At 60.3% G+C, this 17,254-nt stretch carries 17 protein-coding genes; all 17 read left to right on the forward strand.

The annotated features are described in order from the left end of the window. The first annotated feature begins 24 nt into the window (after positions 1–24). A complete protein-coding gene (gene pseB / locus QMK55_RS21305) occupies positions 25–1,026 on the forward strand; it encodes a UDP-N-acetylglucosamine 4,6-dehydratase (inverting) (RefSeq protein ID WP_320329915.1) in 1,002 nt (333 codons plus the stop codon). Then, the gene (gene pseC / locus QMK55_RS21310) at positions 1,023–2,180 is read left to right on the forward strand and encodes a UDP-4-amino-4,6-dideoxy-N-acetyl-beta-L-altrosamine transaminase (protein ID WP_320329916.1); all 1,158 of its coding nucleotides are present in this window, start codon (positions 1,023–1,025) and stop codon (positions 2,178–2,180) included. Before pseB ends, pseC begins: the two co-directional genes overlap by 4 nt. A 31-nt stretch (positions 2,181–2,211) precedes the next feature. Next, positions 2,212–2,832: a pseudaminic acid biosynthesis-associated methylase gene (locus QMK55_RS21315; RefSeq protein WP_320329917.1), complete on the forward strand. Its 621-nt coding sequence runs from the start codon at positions 2,212–2,214 to the stop codon at positions 2,830–2,832. Next, positions 2,829–3,521, forward strand: a complete 693-nt coding sequence (gene pseF / locus QMK55_RS21320; RefSeq protein ID WP_102355267.1) for a pseudaminic acid cytidylyltransferase — start codon at positions 2,829–2,831, stop codon at positions 3,519–3,521. Before QMK55_RS21315 ends, pseF begins: the two co-directional genes overlap by 4 nt. After that, positions 3,521–5,026 (forward strand): UDP-2,4-diacetamido-2,4,6-trideoxy-beta-L-altropyranose hydrolase, encoded by a 1,506-nt coding sequence (pseG, locus tag QMK55_RS21325; RefSeq protein WP_320329918.1) that lies wholly within the window; start codon positions 3,521–3,523, stop codon positions 5,024–5,026. Before pseF ends, pseG begins: the two co-directional genes overlap by 1 nt. Beyond that, positions 5,019–6,071: a pseudaminic acid synthase gene (gene pseI, locus QMK55_RS21330; RefSeq protein WP_320329919.1), complete on the forward strand. Its 1,053-nt coding sequence runs from the start codon at positions 5,019–5,021 to the stop codon at positions 6,069–6,071. The genes pseG and pseI overlap by 8 nt, the downstream gene beginning before the upstream one ends. 226 nt (positions 6,072–6,297) lie before the next feature. Further along, complete coding sequence (locus tag QMK55_RS21335) at positions 6,298–7,224, forward strand: ketoacyl-ACP synthase III (RefSeq protein ID WP_096796272.1); 927 nt, start codon at positions 6,298–6,300, stop codon at positions 7,222–7,224. An 85-nt stretch (positions 7,225–7,309) separates the two neighbouring features. Then, a complete protein-coding gene (locus QMK55_RS21340; protein WP_320329920.1) occupies positions 7,310–8,599 on the forward strand; it encodes a motility associated factor glycosyltransferase family protein in 1,290 nt (429 codons plus the stop codon). Beyond that, the gene (locus QMK55_RS21345; protein ID WP_102355263.1) at positions 8,596–8,868 is read left to right on the forward strand and encodes a hypothetical protein; all 273 of its coding nucleotides are present in this window, start codon (positions 8,596–8,598) and stop codon (positions 8,866–8,868) included. The genes QMK55_RS21340 and QMK55_RS21345 overlap by 4 nt, the downstream gene beginning before the upstream one ends. Positions 8,869–9,105: 237 nt before the next feature. Then, entirely contained in the window at positions 9,106–9,966 is an 861-nt protein-coding gene (locus tag QMK55_RS21350) for a flagellin domain-containing protein (RefSeq protein ID WP_102355262.1), read from the forward strand. Positions 9,967–10,039: 73 nt separating this feature from the next. Beyond that, complete coding sequence (locus QMK55_RS21355; protein WP_102355261.1) at positions 10,040–10,399, forward strand: flagellar protein FlaG; 360 nt, start codon at positions 10,040–10,042, stop codon at positions 10,397–10,399. Between the two features lie 84 nt (positions 10,400–10,483). After that, positions 10,484–11,953 carry a flagellar filament capping protein FliD gene (gene fliD, locus QMK55_RS21360; protein ID WP_102355260.1) on the forward strand — a complete coding sequence of 490 codons (1,470 nt, stop codon included), beginning with the start codon at positions 10,484–10,486 and terminating at the stop codon, positions 11,951–11,953. A 129-nt stretch (positions 11,954–12,082) separates the two neighbouring features. Further along, positions 12,083–12,481: a flagellar export chaperone FliS gene (fliS, locus tag QMK55_RS21365; protein WP_320329921.1), complete on the forward strand. Its 399-nt coding sequence runs from the start codon at positions 12,083–12,085 to the stop codon at positions 12,479–12,481. A gap of 11 nt (positions 12,482–12,492) precedes the next feature. Then, positions 12,493–12,789, forward strand: a complete 297-nt coding sequence (gene fliT, locus QMK55_RS21370; protein ID WP_102355258.1) for a flagellar protein FliT — start codon at positions 12,493–12,495, stop codon at positions 12,787–12,789. A 172-nt stretch (positions 12,790–12,961) separates the two neighbouring features. Beyond that, the gene (locus QMK55_RS21375; RefSeq protein WP_003222863.1) at positions 12,962–14,437 is read left to right on the forward strand and encodes a sigma-54 dependent transcriptional regulator; all 1,476 of its coding nucleotides are present in this window, start codon (positions 12,962–12,964) and stop codon (positions 14,435–14,437) included. A gap of 125 nt (positions 14,438–14,562) precedes the next feature. Further along, positions 14,563–15,756: a sensor histidine kinase gene (locus QMK55_RS21380; RefSeq protein ID WP_320330274.1), complete on the forward strand. Its 1,194-nt coding sequence runs from the start codon at positions 14,563–14,565 to the stop codon at positions 15,754–15,756. A gap of 5 nt (positions 15,757–15,761) precedes the next feature. Beyond that, positions 15,762–17,153 (forward strand): sigma-54 dependent transcriptional regulator, encoded by a 1,392-nt coding sequence (locus QMK55_RS21385; RefSeq protein WP_320329922.1) that lies wholly within the window; start codon positions 15,762–15,764, stop codon positions 17,151–17,153. Positions 17,154–17,254: the final 101 nt, after the last annotated feature.

Genomic DNA, 17,254 nt, shown 5'->3' on the forward strand with positions numbered 1-17,254 from the left:
TGCACAAAGAACGGGATTCAAACTATGTTCAATGGTAAATCGATTTTCATCTCCGGCGGCACCGGCTCGTTCGGGCGTAAATTCATCGCCCGTCTGCTTGAGCAATACCAGCCCAAGCGCGTGGTGGTGTTCTCCCGCGATGAACTCAAACAGTACGAAATGCAGCAGACGTTCAACGCGCCGTGCATGCGGTATTTCCTCGGCGACGTGCGCGACGCCGACCGTCTGCGTCAGGCCATGCGTGGCATCGACTACGTGGTGCATGCGGCGGCGCTCAAACAGGTGCCGGCGGCGGAATACAACCCGACTGAATGCATCCGCACCAACGTCAATGGCGCGGAGAACATCATCGCCGCCGCCATCGACAACGGCGTGAAAAAGGTTGTGGCGCTGTCCACCGACAAAGCGGCCAGCCCGATCAACCTGTACGGCGCAACCAAGTTGCTCTCGGACAAGCTGTTCGTCGCTGCCAACAACATTGCCGGCGAGCAGCAGACCCGATTTGCCGTGGTGCGCTACGGCAACGTGGCGGGCTCGCGCGGCTCGGTGGTGCCGTTCTTCAGCAAGCTGATTGCCGACGGTGCGCAGGAGTTGCCGATCACCGACGAGCGCATGACGCGCTTCTGGATCACCCTCGATCACGGCGTGCAGTTTGTCCTCGACAGCTTCGCGCGGATGCATGGCGGCGAAGTGTTCGTGCCGAAGATCCCGTCGATCCGTATCGTCGATCTGGCGCGCGGCATGGCCGAGCAACTGCCGCACAAGAACGTCGGTATTCGTCCCGGTGAAAAACTGCATGAACTGATGGTGCCGCTGGATGATGCGCGGATGACCCTGGAGTTCGAAGACCACTACACCATTCAGCCGTCGATCCGCTTCACCAGCGTCGATGTCGATTTTGCCGTCGACAAGCTTGGTGAATGCGGCCGGCCGGTGGGGGAGGACTTCGAGTACCGCTCCGACACCAACCCGCACTTCCTCTCGGTCGGGCAGATCGCCCACCTGCACGCGAAGCTCTCGGTATGATCCCCTACGGTCGGCAGAGCGTCGATCAGGCGGACATCGATGCCGTAGTCGAAGTCCTGGAATCGGACTGGCTGACCCAGGGGCCGAGCATCGAGCGCTTCGAGCAGGCAATGGCCGAACGCTGCCAGGCAGACTTCGCGGTAGCAGTGTGCAACGCCACGGCGGCGCTGCACATCGCCTGCCTCGCTGCCGGCCTTGGCCCGGGCGATCGCTTGTGGACCACGCCGAACACCTTTCTGGCCTCGGCCAACTGCGGGCGCTATTGCGGCGCCGACGTCGATTTCGTCGACATCGACCCGCTGACCTGGAACCTCGATGCTTTCGCTCTCGCCGCGAAACTCGATCAGGCCGAGCAGGACGGTACTTTGCCGAAAGTGCTGGTGGCGGTGGCGTTCTCCGGGCAGAGCTGCGACCTGCGCAAGATTGCTGAACTGGCCGAGCGCTACAACTTCACCGTGATCGAAGATGCCTCGCACGCGGTGGGCGCCAGCTACGCCGGACGCCCGGTGGGTTGCGGGGAATTTGCGGCGATGACCGTGTTCAGTTTCCACCCGGTGAAAATCATCACCTGCGCCGAAGGCGGCATGGTCCTGACCAATCGCCCGCAACTGGCCGAGCGTCTGCAACGCCTGCGCAGCCATGGCATGACCCGCGATCCGCAGCAAATGAGCGAACCCAGCCACGGCCCGTGGTATTACCAACAGATCGAGCTGGGCTTCAATTACCGGATCACCGATCTGCAAGCCGCACTGGGTCTGTCGCAACTCGGCAAGCTGGATGAATTCATCGCCCGCCGCCGTGAGCTGGCGGCGCGCTATGACCGCTTGCTGGCGTACCTGCCGCTGACTTTGCCCAGCGCGCAGCCGGAGGCAGAATCGGCGTGGCACCTGTACGTGGTGCGCCTGCAGACCGAGCGCATCGGCCTGACCCACCGGCAGGTGTTCGAAGGCTTGCGTGCCGCCGGCATCGGCGTGAACCTGCACTATATTCCGGTGCATTTGCAGCCGTACTATCGCGACCTGGGTTTTGCCGAAGGCGACTTCCCCGAAGCCGAGCGTTATTACGCCGAGGCGATCAGCCTGCCGCTGTTTCCGTTGCTCAGTGACGAGCAGCAGGATCATGTGGTCGAGCAATTGCGCCGGCTGACCGAATAAATCCCGCTGCGGCGGCGAATGAGACTGTGCAATGCGTGATCTGAGTGAGCAGGAAAAATTCTGGCAGGGCGAGTTCGGCAACCAGTACGTGGATCGCAATGTCGGTCAGCCGCTGGTCGCGGCCAACCTGGCGTTGTTCGCCAAGGCCCTGAGCCGCGCCGGGCGCATCGGCAGTGTGGTTGAGCTGGGCACCAATGCCGGCAACAACCTGCAGGCGCTGCGTCAACTGCTGCCGCAAAGTGAATTGTTCGGCGTCGAGATCAATGAAAGCGCCTGTGCTCAGGCGCGGGCACTGGGCATCGCGCAGATCTGGCACGGTTCGCTGTTCGACTTTCCGCGCGAGCGCAGTTACGACCTGACCCTGAGTAAAGGCGTGCTGATCCATCTGGCGCCGGAGCTGCTGCCGACCGCCTATGCGCAGTTGTATGAGTTGAGCCAGCGCTACATCCTGATCGCCGAATACTACAATCCGGCGCCGGTGGAAGTGTCCTATCGCGGCAACAGCGGCAAGCTGTTCAAGCGCGATTTCGCCGGGGAAATGCTCGATCGTTACGCCGATCTGCACTTGCTCGATTACGGCTTTGGTTATCACCGTGATCCGCAATTTCCGGTGGACGACATCACCTGGTTCCTGCTGGAAAAGCGTCGTTGAACAGCGTCGCAATCATCCCGGCCCGTGGCGGCAGCAAGCGCATCCCGCGCAAGAATCTGTTGCCGTTCGACGGCGTGCCGATGATTGTTCGCTCGATCCGTACGGCGCTCGACAGTGGCCTGTTCGAACAGGTCGTGGTCAGTACCGATGATGCCGAAATTGCCGAGCTGGCGCTGGCCCACGGTGCGCAAGTGCCGTTCCTGCGCCCGGCTGAACTGGCGGATGATTTCACCGGCACCGCAGCGGTGATTGAGCATGCCTTGCAGCAGCTCCCGGCCTTCGATTACGCCTGCTGCGTGTACGCCACGGCGCCGTTGTTGCAGGCCCGTTACCTGCGCCTGGGGTTCGAGTTGCTGGCGCGGCACCCGGACAAAGCCTTTGCGTTCTCCGTGTGCAACTTTGGTTTCCCGGTGCAGCGGGCGTTGACGCTGGACGGGCAGGGCGCGCTCACGGCGCTGTACCCCGAATTTCGCAACACTCGTTCGCAGGATCTGCCCGAAGCCTTTCAGGACGCTGGCCAGTTTTACTGGGGTCGTAGCGAGGCGTGGCTGCGCGGTGAGGTGCTGTATTCGCCCGCGAGCCTGCCGGTGATTCTGCCACGGCATCTGGTACAGGACATTGATACGCTTGAAGACTGGAAGCGCGCCGAATACCTTTACGCCGCACTGAAGGCTGGCGGAGAACTGTAATGAGAGTGTTGATCCGCGCTGACGCCTCGCCGACCATCGGCAGCGGCCACATTGCCCGCTGCCTGACGCTGGCGCGGGTGCTGCGCGAGCAGGGCAGTCATGTCGCGTTTGCCTGCCGGCGGTTGCCAGGGCATCGGCTCGATGCGTTGCGTGCCGACGGTTTCGAGACCTTCGCCTTGCCCGAACGTTACCCCACTGAAGACCCGCAGCAGGCCATCGAATCGATGCTGCCGTGGCAGGCCGATATCGACGCTCTGGCATCGTTGCTGGAGGGGCATGCCGCATTCGACTGGATCATCGCCGACCATTACGGCCTCGACCATCACTGGCAGACTGCTGCCCGGCGTTGGGCGCCTCGGATCGCGGCGGTGGACGATCTCGCCACCCGGCATTACAGCGTTGATTTGCTGCTCAATCAGAATCTGTCCGGTCTCAGCGCAAACTACGTGCCGCTGTTGCCTGCCGACTGTCGCACCTTGCTCGGGCCGCGCTACGCCATGTTGCGCGAAGAGTTCGTGTGCCCGGCCATCGAGATCAAACCGAAGGCCCGCCGCGTGCTGGTGAATTTCGGTGGTTTCGACGCGGCGATGCAGACCCATCATGCGATGCTCGCACTGCAGGATTTCACTGATCTGGAGGTGGATTTCGTCGCCGGTGCAGACAACCCGGCGTGGGCGCAAATGCAAGCCATGGCCGAGACGCGGCCGAACTGGCGCCTGCACAGTTTCGTCAGCGATTTCCAGCAATGCATGGCCGGCGCCGATCTGTTCATCGGCGCGGGTGGCGGCACCAGTTGGGAGCGCGCAGCCCTGGGCCTGCCGACCCTCTGCATCGCGGTATCGAACAATCAGCAGGCCAACGGCGAAGTGATGGCGGCGGCGGGGGCGCACGTGTTCATGGGTGCCCGCGAGCAGGTCAGCGTCGAACAACTGCGCGACGCCATCGGTTTTGTCGTCGACAATTTCTATCTGCGCCAGAGTCTGGCCGAGCGTTCACGGCAACTGGTCGATGGGCGCGGTGCGTTGCGCGTGGCGGCGGCACTGGCCGGTGCAGTGCTCAAGCTGCGCCTGGCGACCCTCGATGACGCGCAATCGCTGTTCGACGGGCGCAATGCCGAGGCTGTACGGCGCTGGTCACTGGACACGGCTGCAATCGAGTGGCCGCAGCATCTGAACTGGCTGAATGCGAGCCTGCGCAACCCGCAGCGTCTGCTGTTGATTGCCGAGGCCGATGACGGCGCGGTCGGCGTCTTGCGTTATGACTTGCGTGGATTCGAGGCTGAAGTGTCGCTGTATCTGCTGCACGGGCGTTTCGGTCTGGGTTGGGGCAGGGCGCTGCTGGCGCGAGGCGAGGCGTTCGTCCGCGAGCACTGGCCGCAGATGACCGCCATCACCGCTCAGGTTCTGCCGGGCAATCGTCCCTCTTTGAATGTATTTCGTGACGCCGGATTCACCCAGAGTGCCTGCGCGTTCACCCAGGTTTTGAAGGATCACCGCGATGAGTAGTTTCAAGATTGGCGAACGTCTGATTGGCGCCGATGCGCCGCCGTTCATCATTGCCGAAATGAGCGGCAACCATAACCAGTCGCTGGAGGTGGCCCTGCAGATCGTCGAAGCCGCCGCCAAGGCGGGCGCCCATGCGTTGAAATTGCAGACCTACACCGCCCAGACCATGACCCTGGATCTGGCCGAGGGCGAGTTTTTCATCAAGGACCCGAACAGCCTGTGGGCCGGCACTTCGCTGCACGACTTGTACGAGAAGGCCCACACGCCGTGGGAATGGCATGCGCCGATTTTCGCCCGGGCCAAAGCGCTGGGCATGCTCGCGTTCTCGACGCCGTTCGATGACACGGCGGTGGATTTTCTCGAGAGCCTCGACGTCCCGGCGTACAAGATCGCCAGTTTCGAAAACACCGATCTGCCGTTGATCCGTCGCGTAGCCGCGACCGGCAAACCGCTGATCATCTCCACCGGCATGGCCAGCATCGCCGAACTCGACGAAAGCGTACGCGCCGCGCGCGAGTCGGGGTGCAAGGATCTGGTGCTGCTCAAATGCACCAGCACTTATCCGGCAACGCCGCTCAACAGCAACGTGCGCACGATCCCGCACCTGCGTGAGTTGTTCGGTTGCGAGGTCGGACTGTCCGATCACTCCATGGGGGTTGGCGTGTCTGTGGCCGCTGTGGCCCTCGGGGCGACGGTGGTGGAAAAGCACTTCACCCTCGACCGTTCGGCGGGTGGCGTGGATGCCAGTTTCTCGCTGGAGCCTGCGGAGCTGGCCAGTCTGGTGGTCGAAACCGAGCGCGCCTGGCAGGCCATGGGGCAGGTGCATTACGGCGTAACGGAGGCCGAGCGCAAGTCGCTGGTCTATCGCCGCTCGCTGTACGTCACCGCCGACATGGCCGCCGGTGAGCCTTTCACCGTCGCCAATCTGCGCGCCATTCGTCCCGGTCTCGGTTTGCCGCCCAAGCACACTGACACCGTCCTCGGTCGCCGCGCCCGTCAGGCGATCAAACGCGGCACGCCGCTGGACTGGTCGTTGGTCGAATAACCCGATCTGCACCCGATTCGGCAAAATAGCGTGACCTGCGAGTCATAACGCGCATCTTCACTGTATTGTATTGACCGGGGAGATGGCGCCTGGCCGTGTATCGGTTCCAGTGATAGTCCTTTGTGCTCCCCGTGGCTGCCCGTCGTGGCGGCCGTTTTCTGTTTGTCGGCGCCCCTCGAATCCTTGCGAGCGGTGGTTTTGGGCTGTTTTTTATTGGGAAGCCGTAATGATTGGCATAAAAAGCATTGCGAGCTACGTTCCTGTAGCCGGCGTGGACAATTACGCACAAGGTGCAAAATTCGAGAAGGATGAAGAATTCATCCTCGGTAAAATCGGTTCGGCCTTCCTGCCGCGCAAAGACGCTGAACAGGAAACCTCCGATCTGTGCGTGGAAGCGGCCAATGCGCTGTTTGCCAGCAACCCTGAACTGAAACGTGAATCGATCGACGCGCTGATCGTCGTCACCCAGAACGGTGACGAAGAAGGTCTGCCGCACACCGCTGCGATCGTCCAGGACAAGCTCGGTCTGCCGACTAATGTCGCGGCGTTCGATATTTCCCTGGGCTGCTCCGGCTACGTCTACGGCATCTACGCGATCAAGGGTTTCATGGAAGCCGCCGGCCTGAAGAATGGCCTGCTGATCACCGCTGACCCGTATTCGAAAATCGTCGACCCGGAAGACCGCAACACCACCATGCTCTTCGGCGACGCCGCCACCGCCACCTGGATGGGCGAAGATCCTTCCTGGGCGCTGGGCAAGGCCAAGTTCGGCACCGACGGTTCCGGCGCGCCGCACCTGAAAGTCACCGATGGCGTGTTCTTCATGAACGGACGTCAGGTGTTCAACTTCGCGCTGCTCAAAGTTCCGGCGCACCTGCACGAGTTGCTCGACGACTCCGGCCTCAAGGCTGACGACATCGACGCCTTCTGCATTCACCAGGGCAGTGCGGCGATCGTCGATGCCGTGGCACGTCGTTTCGAAGGCGAGCCCGAGAAGTTCATCAAGGACATGGTCGAGACCGGCAACACGGTGTCTTCGAGCATTCCGTTGCTGCTGGAAAAACACGTCCTCGATTCCGACTGGCAGCGCATTGCCCTGAGCGGTTTTGGTGTCGGTCTGTCGTGGGGCTCGGCGATCATCTATCGTCCTTGAGTCGGTCAAAAACGGCGGATACAAAAATAGCGTTCAAGGTTACCCTTGAACGCTATTTTTTTGCCTGAATGGAGCGCTAGGCGGCATGAGCGATTTTTTCCAGAACAACGCCCACGTCATCCAGCAACGCTGGCCGGCGTTGCTCACGCGGCTGATGGCTGAAGACAGCTCGGTCGTGCAGGCCGAGCTGGTGCAGGGACTGGGGTCGACGCTGAGCGTCAATGGCGTCCAGTTGACCAGCCGCCATGACCGGGTCCGCGAAGCCCGAATCCAGGCCGCCAGCTTGCCGGAACAAGCGCAGTTGCATGTCTATGGCACCGGGCTGGGCGATTTACCAGCGGTGCTGCTGGAGCGTGCCGGGCTTGAGCGGCTGTATGTGCATGTGCTTAACGGCGCGCTCTTTGCTCTGGTGCTGCAGTTGCTCGATCAGCGCCAATGGCTGGAAGACTCGCGAGTGCAGTTGTTCTATGCCGGTGATCTGTCGGACATTTGCACGCCGTTTTTTGCCTTGCCGGCCGAGATGCTGCTGGCCGATGACTTCAATGCGAAGATCCGCGATCGGCTGGTCAGTGAAGTGCACCTGAATTTCAACAATCGTGAGTTCGATCCGCAGTTGCCGTTCATTCAGCAGCGTTTGCAGGACTGCTTGCCGGTGTTGCTGGCCGATGATGATGTGGCGCAACTGTTCGGCAGCACCCGTGGCCGAGAAATCTATGTGATCGGCACCGGGCCGACGCTGGAGGGGCATTTCGAGCGCCTCGCGGACATACGCGCGCAGGCCGAGCGGCCCTTGTTCCTGTGTGTCGATACCGCTTACCGGCCACTGCGCGAGCATGGTGTCGTGCCGGATCTGGTAATCACCATCGATCAGCGCATCAGCTTTCGGCATTTGCCGTTCGAAGCGTCTGACGACATCCCGCTGGTGTATTTGCCCATGAGTGATCCTGCGGTGCTGACCGCCTGGAAGGGCAAGCGTTACGGCGGTTACTCGGCCAGCCCGGTTTACGCCGCGTTGCGCGAGCAATACCCGCGCGGGCAACTGCATGTTGGCGGCAGCGTGATTCATCCGGCGGTGGACCTGGCGGTGAAGATGGGGGCATCGCGCATTACCCTGTTCGGCGCCGACTTCGCGTTCCCGATGAACAAGACCCACGCAGGCTGGAATGACGGTGATCTGGGGCCTGGGGTTGATCAGGCGCGGCATTGGGTGCAGGACGGTCATGGCCAGCGAGTCAGCACGCAGCTGAATTTTCGCGGCTACCTGTGCGTGCTGGAGCGTTATATAGCCGCCCATCCGCAGGTGCAATTCTTCAACAGCAGTCGGGCGGGTGCATTGATTGCCGGGACGCAGTTCAATCAGGAGTTTGTGCAATGACGACGATTGAGCATTGCGTCGACGAATGCCGTCAGTGCGCCGGGCTGTTTCGTCTGGGGCGTGATGTCGAGGCGGCGCTGGATATGGTCGATGTGTTCGAGGGCGCGCAGCAGTTGCTGATAGCTGCGTCTGCGCCGATTCAGCAGGACTGGTCCTTTGTGCTCACGCACATGCTCGATTGTCAGGAGCGTCAGGACTGGTTGGGGCTGGCTGACTGGATGGAGTACGAGCTGATCGAAGTGTTGCAAAAAGCACGATCGGCACAGTGAGCGAGCGCACTGGCCCGCGGCTTTACGCGCGGGTCGGTTTTATGACGTCATTTTTTCGCAGGTGGGAGGGCGCTAAGCCCTTGTTTTCTCGGGGGTGGCAGGGTGATGGCAAATTTTTTTCAAAAAGCCCTCAAGCAACCTGCCGATCCGACGATAACTATTACGAAGGTTCTCTAGGCCATTCCAGGCGGTTGCCAGGGCCGGAAGCCGCAGTACCCAACCAACGAGGAATTCGTCATGGCTTTAACAGTAAACACCAACACTACGTCGCTGAACGTTCAAAAGAACCTGAACAACGCTTCCAGCGCCCTGTCGACTTCGATGCAGCGCCTGTCTTCCGGCCTGAAAATCAACAGCGCCAAAGACGACGCTGCTGGCCTGCAGATCTCGAACCGTATGTCTTCGCAGATCCGTGGTAACACCCAAGCCATCCAGAACGCCAACGACGGTATCTCCGTTGCCCAGACCGCTGAAGGCGCTCTGCAAGCTACTACCGACATCCTGCAGCGTATGCGTGAACTGGCTGTTAAAGCACGTAACGGCACCAACGGCACTGCTGACCAGACCGCTACCAACTCCGAATTCGCTCAGATGTCCGACGAGATCACCCGTATCTCGGCTTCGACCAACCTGAACGGCAAAAACCTGCTGGACGGTTCGGCTGGTACTGTGACCCTGCAAGTGGGCGCAAACACCGGTTCGGCTAACCACATCGACCTGGTACTGAGCTCCAAGTTCGACGCCGCCAGCCTGTCGGTTGGTAGCGGTACTCTGGCCCTGACCGGTACTTCGGGTACTGCCGCTGGTTCTGCTGCAGCTAACGCTGACAACGCTATCACCGCAATCGACGCTGCAATCGCTGCGATCGGTGCACAGCGCGCCAGCCTGGGTGCTTCGCAAAACCGTCTGACCAGCACCATCTCCAACCTGCAAAACATCACTGAAAACACCACTGCTGCACAAGGTCGCGTACAAGATACCGACTTCGCCGCAGAGACTGCTAACCTGACCAAGCAGCAAACCCTGCAACAGGCTTCGACTTCGGTTCTGGCTCAAGCCAACCAACTGCCTTCCGCTGTACTGAAGCTGCTTCAGTAATTTCGGATTGAGTTTGGGCGGGGGAGTGCGCTGGTCGCGCTCTCTCGCCTTTTTACGTTAGAGGGTGATGAGCATGGACATGAGCGTAAAGCTTAACGTGTCTTATCCGGCTCCCAAGCCAGCAACACCTGTTGCTGACAAGCCGTCAGAGACGCACAAAGTTGCGCAGACTGATGCTCCGGTCGCTGACAAGAAAAGTCAGATAACGGATGACGCCAAGTTGAAACTGGCGGTGCAGGAGATCGAGAAGTTCGTTCAATCGATCAAGCGCAATCTGGAGTTTTCGATCGATGAGCATTCCGGAAAGGTCATCGTCAAGGTGATCGCAAGCGAGACGGGGGAGGTTGTTCGACAGATCCCCTCCGCAGAAGCCCTCAAGCTGGCAGACAGCCTCGCCAACGCAAGCCATGTGTTGTTCGACGCCAAAGTCTGATAGCTGGCATGAATAGTGTTTGTCATTTCTTTAATGACGCCTGGAAGGGTCAAAAGTCTGGCAACAATCTGAAGGGAGATGCACATGGCAAGTCCAATTCTACCGGGTTCCGGACTGGGTTCCGGCCTGGACATCGGCGCGATCGTGACCGCGCTGGTCAACGCCGACAAGTCGCCGAAGCAGACGCAGATCGATTCCGCGACCAAAACCAATACCCTGAAGATTTCCGGTATCGGCACGTTGAAGAGTGCGCTGACCGCGTACCAGACGGCGATGACCAACCTGGGCAGCAAGACCAACCCGGCGTTTGCCGGCTTCACGGCGACCTCGAGCAACACAGCGATTCTGGGCGCCACCTCCGATAACACCGCGGTTTCGGGGACTTACAACATTGTTGTCAACCAGTTGGCCACTGGCTCGAAAGTTGCCAGCGCTTCTTTCGCCGGCGGTGCTGCCAGTGCCATTCCGAGTGGTACCCTGAAAATCAGTCAGAATGGCACTGATTACAATGTCACGATCCCGGCCAATGCGACTTTGCAGAGCACGCGTGACGCGATAAACACGGCTCAGGGCTCCAATGGCATTTCTGCCAACATCGTGACCGACAGCAGCGGTGCTTCGCGTCTGGTGATCAGTTCGAGCAAGACCGGTGCAGGTTCTGACCTTACCGTCAGCGGTATTGCCGGCCTGGAGATCGATGGCACTCAGCCGATGGGCAGCAATCCGGCGGCGGGTGCCTCGGGCAACGTCAACGGTCTTGCACAAGATGCCAAGGTGACCGTCGACGGTCTCCAGGTGTCCAGCAAGAGCAACACGGTCAGTGGGGCAATCAGTGGCTTGACCCTGAATCTGACCAGTGTCAGCCCTGTGGTTGGTGGCGTTGCGACGCCGACCGTTGTCAGTGTCGATACCAACACCAAGGGGCTGCAGGCTTCGGTCCAGGCGTTTGTCGATGCCTACAACACCCTGAAGACCACCGTCGACACCCTGTCCAAGGCGACACCGGATGCCGATGGCAAGCTGACGGTACAGGCCGCTTTCACCGGTGACTCTCTGCCGCGCTCGCTGATCGCCGACATCCGTGGCCAGTTGACTGCTCCTGGTGCTGGGGCAGATGGTGCTTTGTCCTATCTGTCGGAGATCGGTGTAATGACCGATCGCAACACCGGTAACCTGACGTTTGATACTGCTGCGTTCACCAAAACCATGAGTCAGCCCGGGAAGGCCGGCCAGGTTCAGCAGATGTTCACCGGGACCAACGACACCAATGGTCTGCTGGCGCGCATGAGCAAGGCGGTGGACCCGTATCTGAAAGCTTCTCCTGATGGTAAAACCACCACAGGTTTGCTTGATCAGCGCATGACCATTCTGAACAACAACACGCGTAACCTGACTTCCCAGCAATTGGCGCTGGATCTGCGTGTTGCCAACCTGACCAAGACGTTGACTGCCAAGTACAACGCCATGGACTTGCTGGTGGGTCAGATGAAGGCGACGGCCAGTAACATCACATCGTTCTTCAGCTCGCTGAACGCTCAGCAATCCGCGAAGTAACCTGCAGGAACGACAAAAACCCGGCTACGCTTTATCGGCGTGCGCCGGGTTTTTGTCTTTTGATCTAAAGTTCTGTGATTCGTTGGCGATACACTGGTTATACGAGTCATTGTGGCAATGAGGTAGAACATGAACCCAATGTTAGCCCTTCGGCAATATCAGAAAGTCGGCGCGCACGCCCAGACCTCCGAGGCGAGCCCGCACCGTCTGGTGCAAATGCTGATGGAAGGCGGGCTGGCCCGCATCGCTCAGGCCAAGGGTGCCATCGAGCGCAAGGATGTTCCTGGCAAATGCACTTCGATCAGCAAGGCCATAGGCATTGTCAGCGGGCTGCGCGAAGGTCTGGATCTGGAAAAGTGTGCTGATGAACTGGCCGATCTGGATGGACTGTACATCTACATGATGAAGCGTCTCGCCGAGGCCAACATCAACAGTGATCCGCGCATTCTTGATGAGGTCGCCGGCTTGCTGAGCACGGTAAAAGAAGGCTGGGATGCCATCGCTCCCGAGCCTGCTCCGCAGTTTTAAAGGAGAGCACCATGAGTCTTGTATTGCAGCGAATCGCAGATACCCGTGAAGCGTTGGTCAGCGCGCTGGCCGAGCGTAACTGGGAGGCCATTGGCGAGTTGGATCTGGCTTGCCGTTCCTGCATGGAAGACGTCATGGCCGAGGCCTCGCTGGATGAGGAGGCCTTGCGCAGTCACCTTGAGGAGTTGCTCCACGTGTACAAGGAGCTTCTTGAGGCCGCGATGGGTGAGCGGCAGGCGATAGCCAACGAGATGTCGCAGATCACCCAAGCGCAAAAGGCGGCAAAGGTTTACCATCTGTTTGGTTAATTAACCCCCAGTTAATCCAGACATGTGCGCCATAAATTTGACTGTGCACGGTTTTTTGACTTAACTAGTGGCTGTTTTCAGATTTCAGACGTCTACAGGCACAAGGTGTCCTGCAAGCGTCTCGCTTGCCCCATTTTTCGGGCATTGAGTTGACTAGGGAAGTTGCTATTGCATGTGGCGTGAAACCAAAATTCTGCTGATCGATGACGATAGCGTCCGCCGCCGCGACCTGGCGGTGATTTTAAATTTTCTTGGCGAAGAAAATTTACCCTGCGGCAGCCATGACTGGCAGCAGGCAGTCGGCTCTTTGTCGTCTAGTCGTGAGGTCATTTGCGTACTGATCGGGACGGTCAATGCTCCTGGTGCGCTTTTGGGCTTGCTAAAGACACTCTCAACCTGGGATGAGTTCCTTCCGGTTTTGTTGATGGGCGATAATTCTTCCGTTGACTTGCCTGAAGACCAGCGTCGCCGAGTGCTTTCGACTCTCGAAATGCCGCCCAGCTACAGCAAATTGCTCGACTCCCTGCACCGTGCCCAGGTCTATCGCGAGATGTACGACCAGGCCCGCGAGCGCGGCCGTCATCGTGAACCCAACCTGTTTCGCAGTCTCGTCGGCACCAGCCGGGCGATCCAGCACGTGCGCCAGATGATGCAGCAAGTGGCCGACACCGACGCCAGCGTGTTGATCCTTGGCGAGTCCGGTACCGGCAAGGAAGTGGTTGCGCGCAACCTGCATTACCATTCCAAGCGTCGCGACGCGCCATTCGTCCCGGTCAACTGCGGGGCGATCCCGGCAGAGCTGCTGGAAAGCGAGCTGTTCGGTCACGAGAAGGGTGCCTTCACTGGTGCGATCACCAGCCGTGCCGGGCGTTTCGAACTGGCCAACGGCGGTACGCTGTTCCTCGACGAAATCGGCGACATGCCGTTGCCGATGCAGGTCAAGCTGCTGCGCGTCCTGCAGGAACGTACCTTCGAACGCGTGGGCAGCAACAAGACCCAGAGCGTCGATGTGCGCATCATTGCTGCGACCCACAAGAATCTCGAAAGCATGATCGAGATCGGCACCTTCCGCGAAGACCTCTACTATCGCCTGAACGTGTTCCCGATCGAGATGGCGCCGCTGCGTGAGCGCGTGGAAGACATTCCGCTGCTGATGAACGAACTGATCTCGCGCATGGAGCACGAAAAGCGCGGCTCGATCCGTTTCAACTCGGCAGCGATCATGTCGCTGTGCCGTCACGGCTGGCCGGGCAATGTTCGCGAACTGGCCAACCTGGTGGAGCGCATGGCGATCATGCACCCGTACGGGGTGATCGGCGTCGTCGAGTTGCCGAAGAAATTCCGCTACGTCGATGACGAAGACGAGCAGATGGTCGACAGCCTGCGCAGCGATCTCGAAGAACGTGTGGCGATCAACGGTCATACCCCGGACTTCACCGCCAACGCCATGCTGCCGCCGGAAGGCCTGGACCTCAAAGACTACCTTGGCGGTCTGGAGCAGGGTCTGATCCAGCAGGCGCTGGACGATGCCAATGGCATTGTGGCGCGTGCCGCTGAACGCCTGCGGATTCGTCGTACCACGCTGGTGGAGAAAATGCGCAAGTACGGCATGAGCCGGCGCGAAGGAGACGAACAGGCGGATGATTGACGCCTGTTTTTCAACCTCTTCATTTATAAGCGGTTTTTTTTAGGCACGGGTATTGCTACATCCCTCGCAACGTTCCGTTTAACTGACGGTCAGCCAAGCGAGAGAACACAATGCCCCACGCCCAGATGTCTTCTGCCTCCAATGCCGAGGGGCAACCGTCGTCCGTAGAGCAGGCGAGCCGTCAGGGCCTTGAGCAGGCGTTCGCGCTGTTCAATCAGATGTCCAGTCAACTGACCGATTCCTACAGCATGCTGGAAGCCCGGGTCACCGAGCTCAAGGGCGAGCTGGCGGTGGTCAGTGCCCAGCGCATGCAGGAGCTGGCTGAAAAAGAGCGTCTGGCCAACCGTCTGCAAAACCTCCTCGACCTGTTGCCCGGTGGTGTCATCGTGATTGACGGCCACGGCATCGTCCGTGAAGCCAACCCGGCGGCGATCGAACTGCTCGGGCTGCCGCTGGAAGGCGAATTGTGGCGTCACGTCATCGCCCGTTGCTTTGCCCCGCGTGAAGACGACGGTCACGAAATTTCCCTGAAAAACGGTCGACGCCTGTCGATTGCCACCCGCTCGCTGGATGCCGAGCCGGGGCAATTGGTGCTGCTCAACGACCTGACAGAAACCCGTCATCTGCAAGATCAACTGGCGCGCCATGAGCGCCTGTCTTCGCTGGGGCGCATGGTCGCCTCGCTGGCTCATCAGATTCGTACACCGCTGTCCGCCGCGTTGTTGTACGCCAGTCATTTGACTGAGCAGACGCTGCCGGTCGCCACCCAGCAGCGCTTTGCCGGACGCCTCAAGGAGCGTCTGCATGAGCTGGAGCATCAGGTGCGCGACATGCTGGTGTTCGCCCGTGGCGAGCTGCCGCTGACCGATCGCATCACCCCCAATGCGCTGATGCAGTCGCTGCAAGCCGCAGCGCTGACCCATGTGCAGGATTTGCCGATCCGCTGGCAGTGCGACAGCCACGCCGGCGAGTTGCTGTGCAATCGCGACACCCTGGTCGGGGCGATCTTGAATCTGATTGAAAACGCGATTCAGGCCAGTGACGGTAACGTGCGCCTGAAAGTGCATTGCTACACCCGCGACAACAGCCTGCGCCTGTGCGTCAGCGACAGTGGCAGTGGTATTGATCCGGTGGTGCTCGAGCGTCTCGGCGAGCCGTTTTTCACTACCAAAGTGACCGGCACCGGACTTGGCCTGACCGTGGTCAAGGCAGTGACGCGGGCGCATCAGGGAGAATTGCAGCTGCGTTCGCGGGTCGGGCGCGGCACGTGCGCGCAGGTGATCCTGCCGTTGTTTTCCGCTGTACAGGGAGCTGAGTGAACGTCATGGGCATCAAGGTTTTGCTGGTCGAGGATGACCGCTCGTTGCGCGAAGCGCTGGCCGATACGCTGTTGCTGGCAGGCCACGACTACCAGGCAGTCGGCAGCGCCGAAGAGGCGTTGAAAGCGGTCGAGCGCGAAGCGTTCAGTCTGGTGGTCAGCGACGTCAACATGCCCGGCATGGATGGCCATCAATTGCTCGGATTGCTGCGTGCCCGCCAGCCGCAATTGCCAGTGCTGCTGATGACCGCCCATGGCGCGGTCGAGCGTGCGGTGGATGCGATGCGTCAGGGCGCGGCGGATTATCTGGTCAAGCCGTTCGAGCCAAAGGCCCTGCTGGACCTGGTTTCTCGCCATGCCCTGGGCTGCGTCAGCATTGTGGACAGTGAAGGTCCGGTGGCGGTCGAACCGGCCAGTGCGCAGTTGCTGGAGTTGGCGGCGCGCGTTGCCCGCAGTGATTCCACGGTGCTGATCTCCGGCGAATCCGGCACCGGCAAGGAAGTGCTGGCGCGCTACATCCACCAGCATTCCCATCGTGCCAGTCGGCCGTTCATCGCGATCAACTGCGCGGCGATTCCCGACAACATGCTCGAGGCCACGCTGTTCGGTCACGAGAAAGGCTCGTTCACCGGCGCCATCGCGGCGCAGGCCGGCAAGTTCGAACAGGCCGATGGCGGCACCATTCTGCTCGACGAAATTTCCGAAATGCCGCTGGGCCTGCAAGCCAAGTTGCTGCGGGTGTTGCAGGAGCGCGAAGTCGAGCGCGTCGGCGCACGCAAGCCGATCACCCTGGACATCCGTGTGGTCGCCACCACCAACCGCGATCTGGCCGGCGAAGTCGCGGCGGGGCGCTTTCGTGAAGACCTTTTCTACCGTCTGTCGGTTTTCCCTCTGGCCTGGCGTCCACTTCGCGAGCGCACTGCCGATATCCTGCCGCTGGCTGAGCGGTTGCTGAACAAACACGTCAATAAAATGAAGCATGCGACGGCGAAACTTTCGCCGCAAGCGCAGGCATGTCTGACGAATTACCCATGGCCGGGTAACGTGCGCGAGCTGGATAATGCGATTCAACGTGCACTGATTTTGCAACAGGGTGGGTTGATCCAGCCGCTGGATTTCTGTCTGACGGGGGCGGTGACGTTTACCGCCGCGCCGGTTATTGCGCCGGTGCAAGCGCTGGTGCGCGAGATCGAAGTCGAGGCTGAATCCGCCGGTGCGCTGGGCGATGACCTGCGTCGCCGGGAGTTTCAGGTGATCATCGACACCCTGCGCGCCGAGCGTGGCCGCCGCAAGGAGGCCGCCGAAAAACTCGGCATCAGCCCGCGGACCCTGCGCTACAAGCTGGCGCAAATGCGCGATGCCGGGATGGATGTCGAAGCTTACTTATTCGCCACCTGAATTAACCCAGAACCCATTGTGGGAGGGGGCTTGCTCCCGAAGAGGGGGTGTCAGTCGATATTTATGCAACTGACACACCGTCTTCGGGAGCAAGCCCCCTC

This window comes from Pseudomonas sp. P8_229 (assembly GCF_034008635.1).
GTDB lineage: Bacteria > Pseudomonadota > Gammaproteobacteria > Pseudomonadales > Pseudomonadaceae > Aquipseudomonas.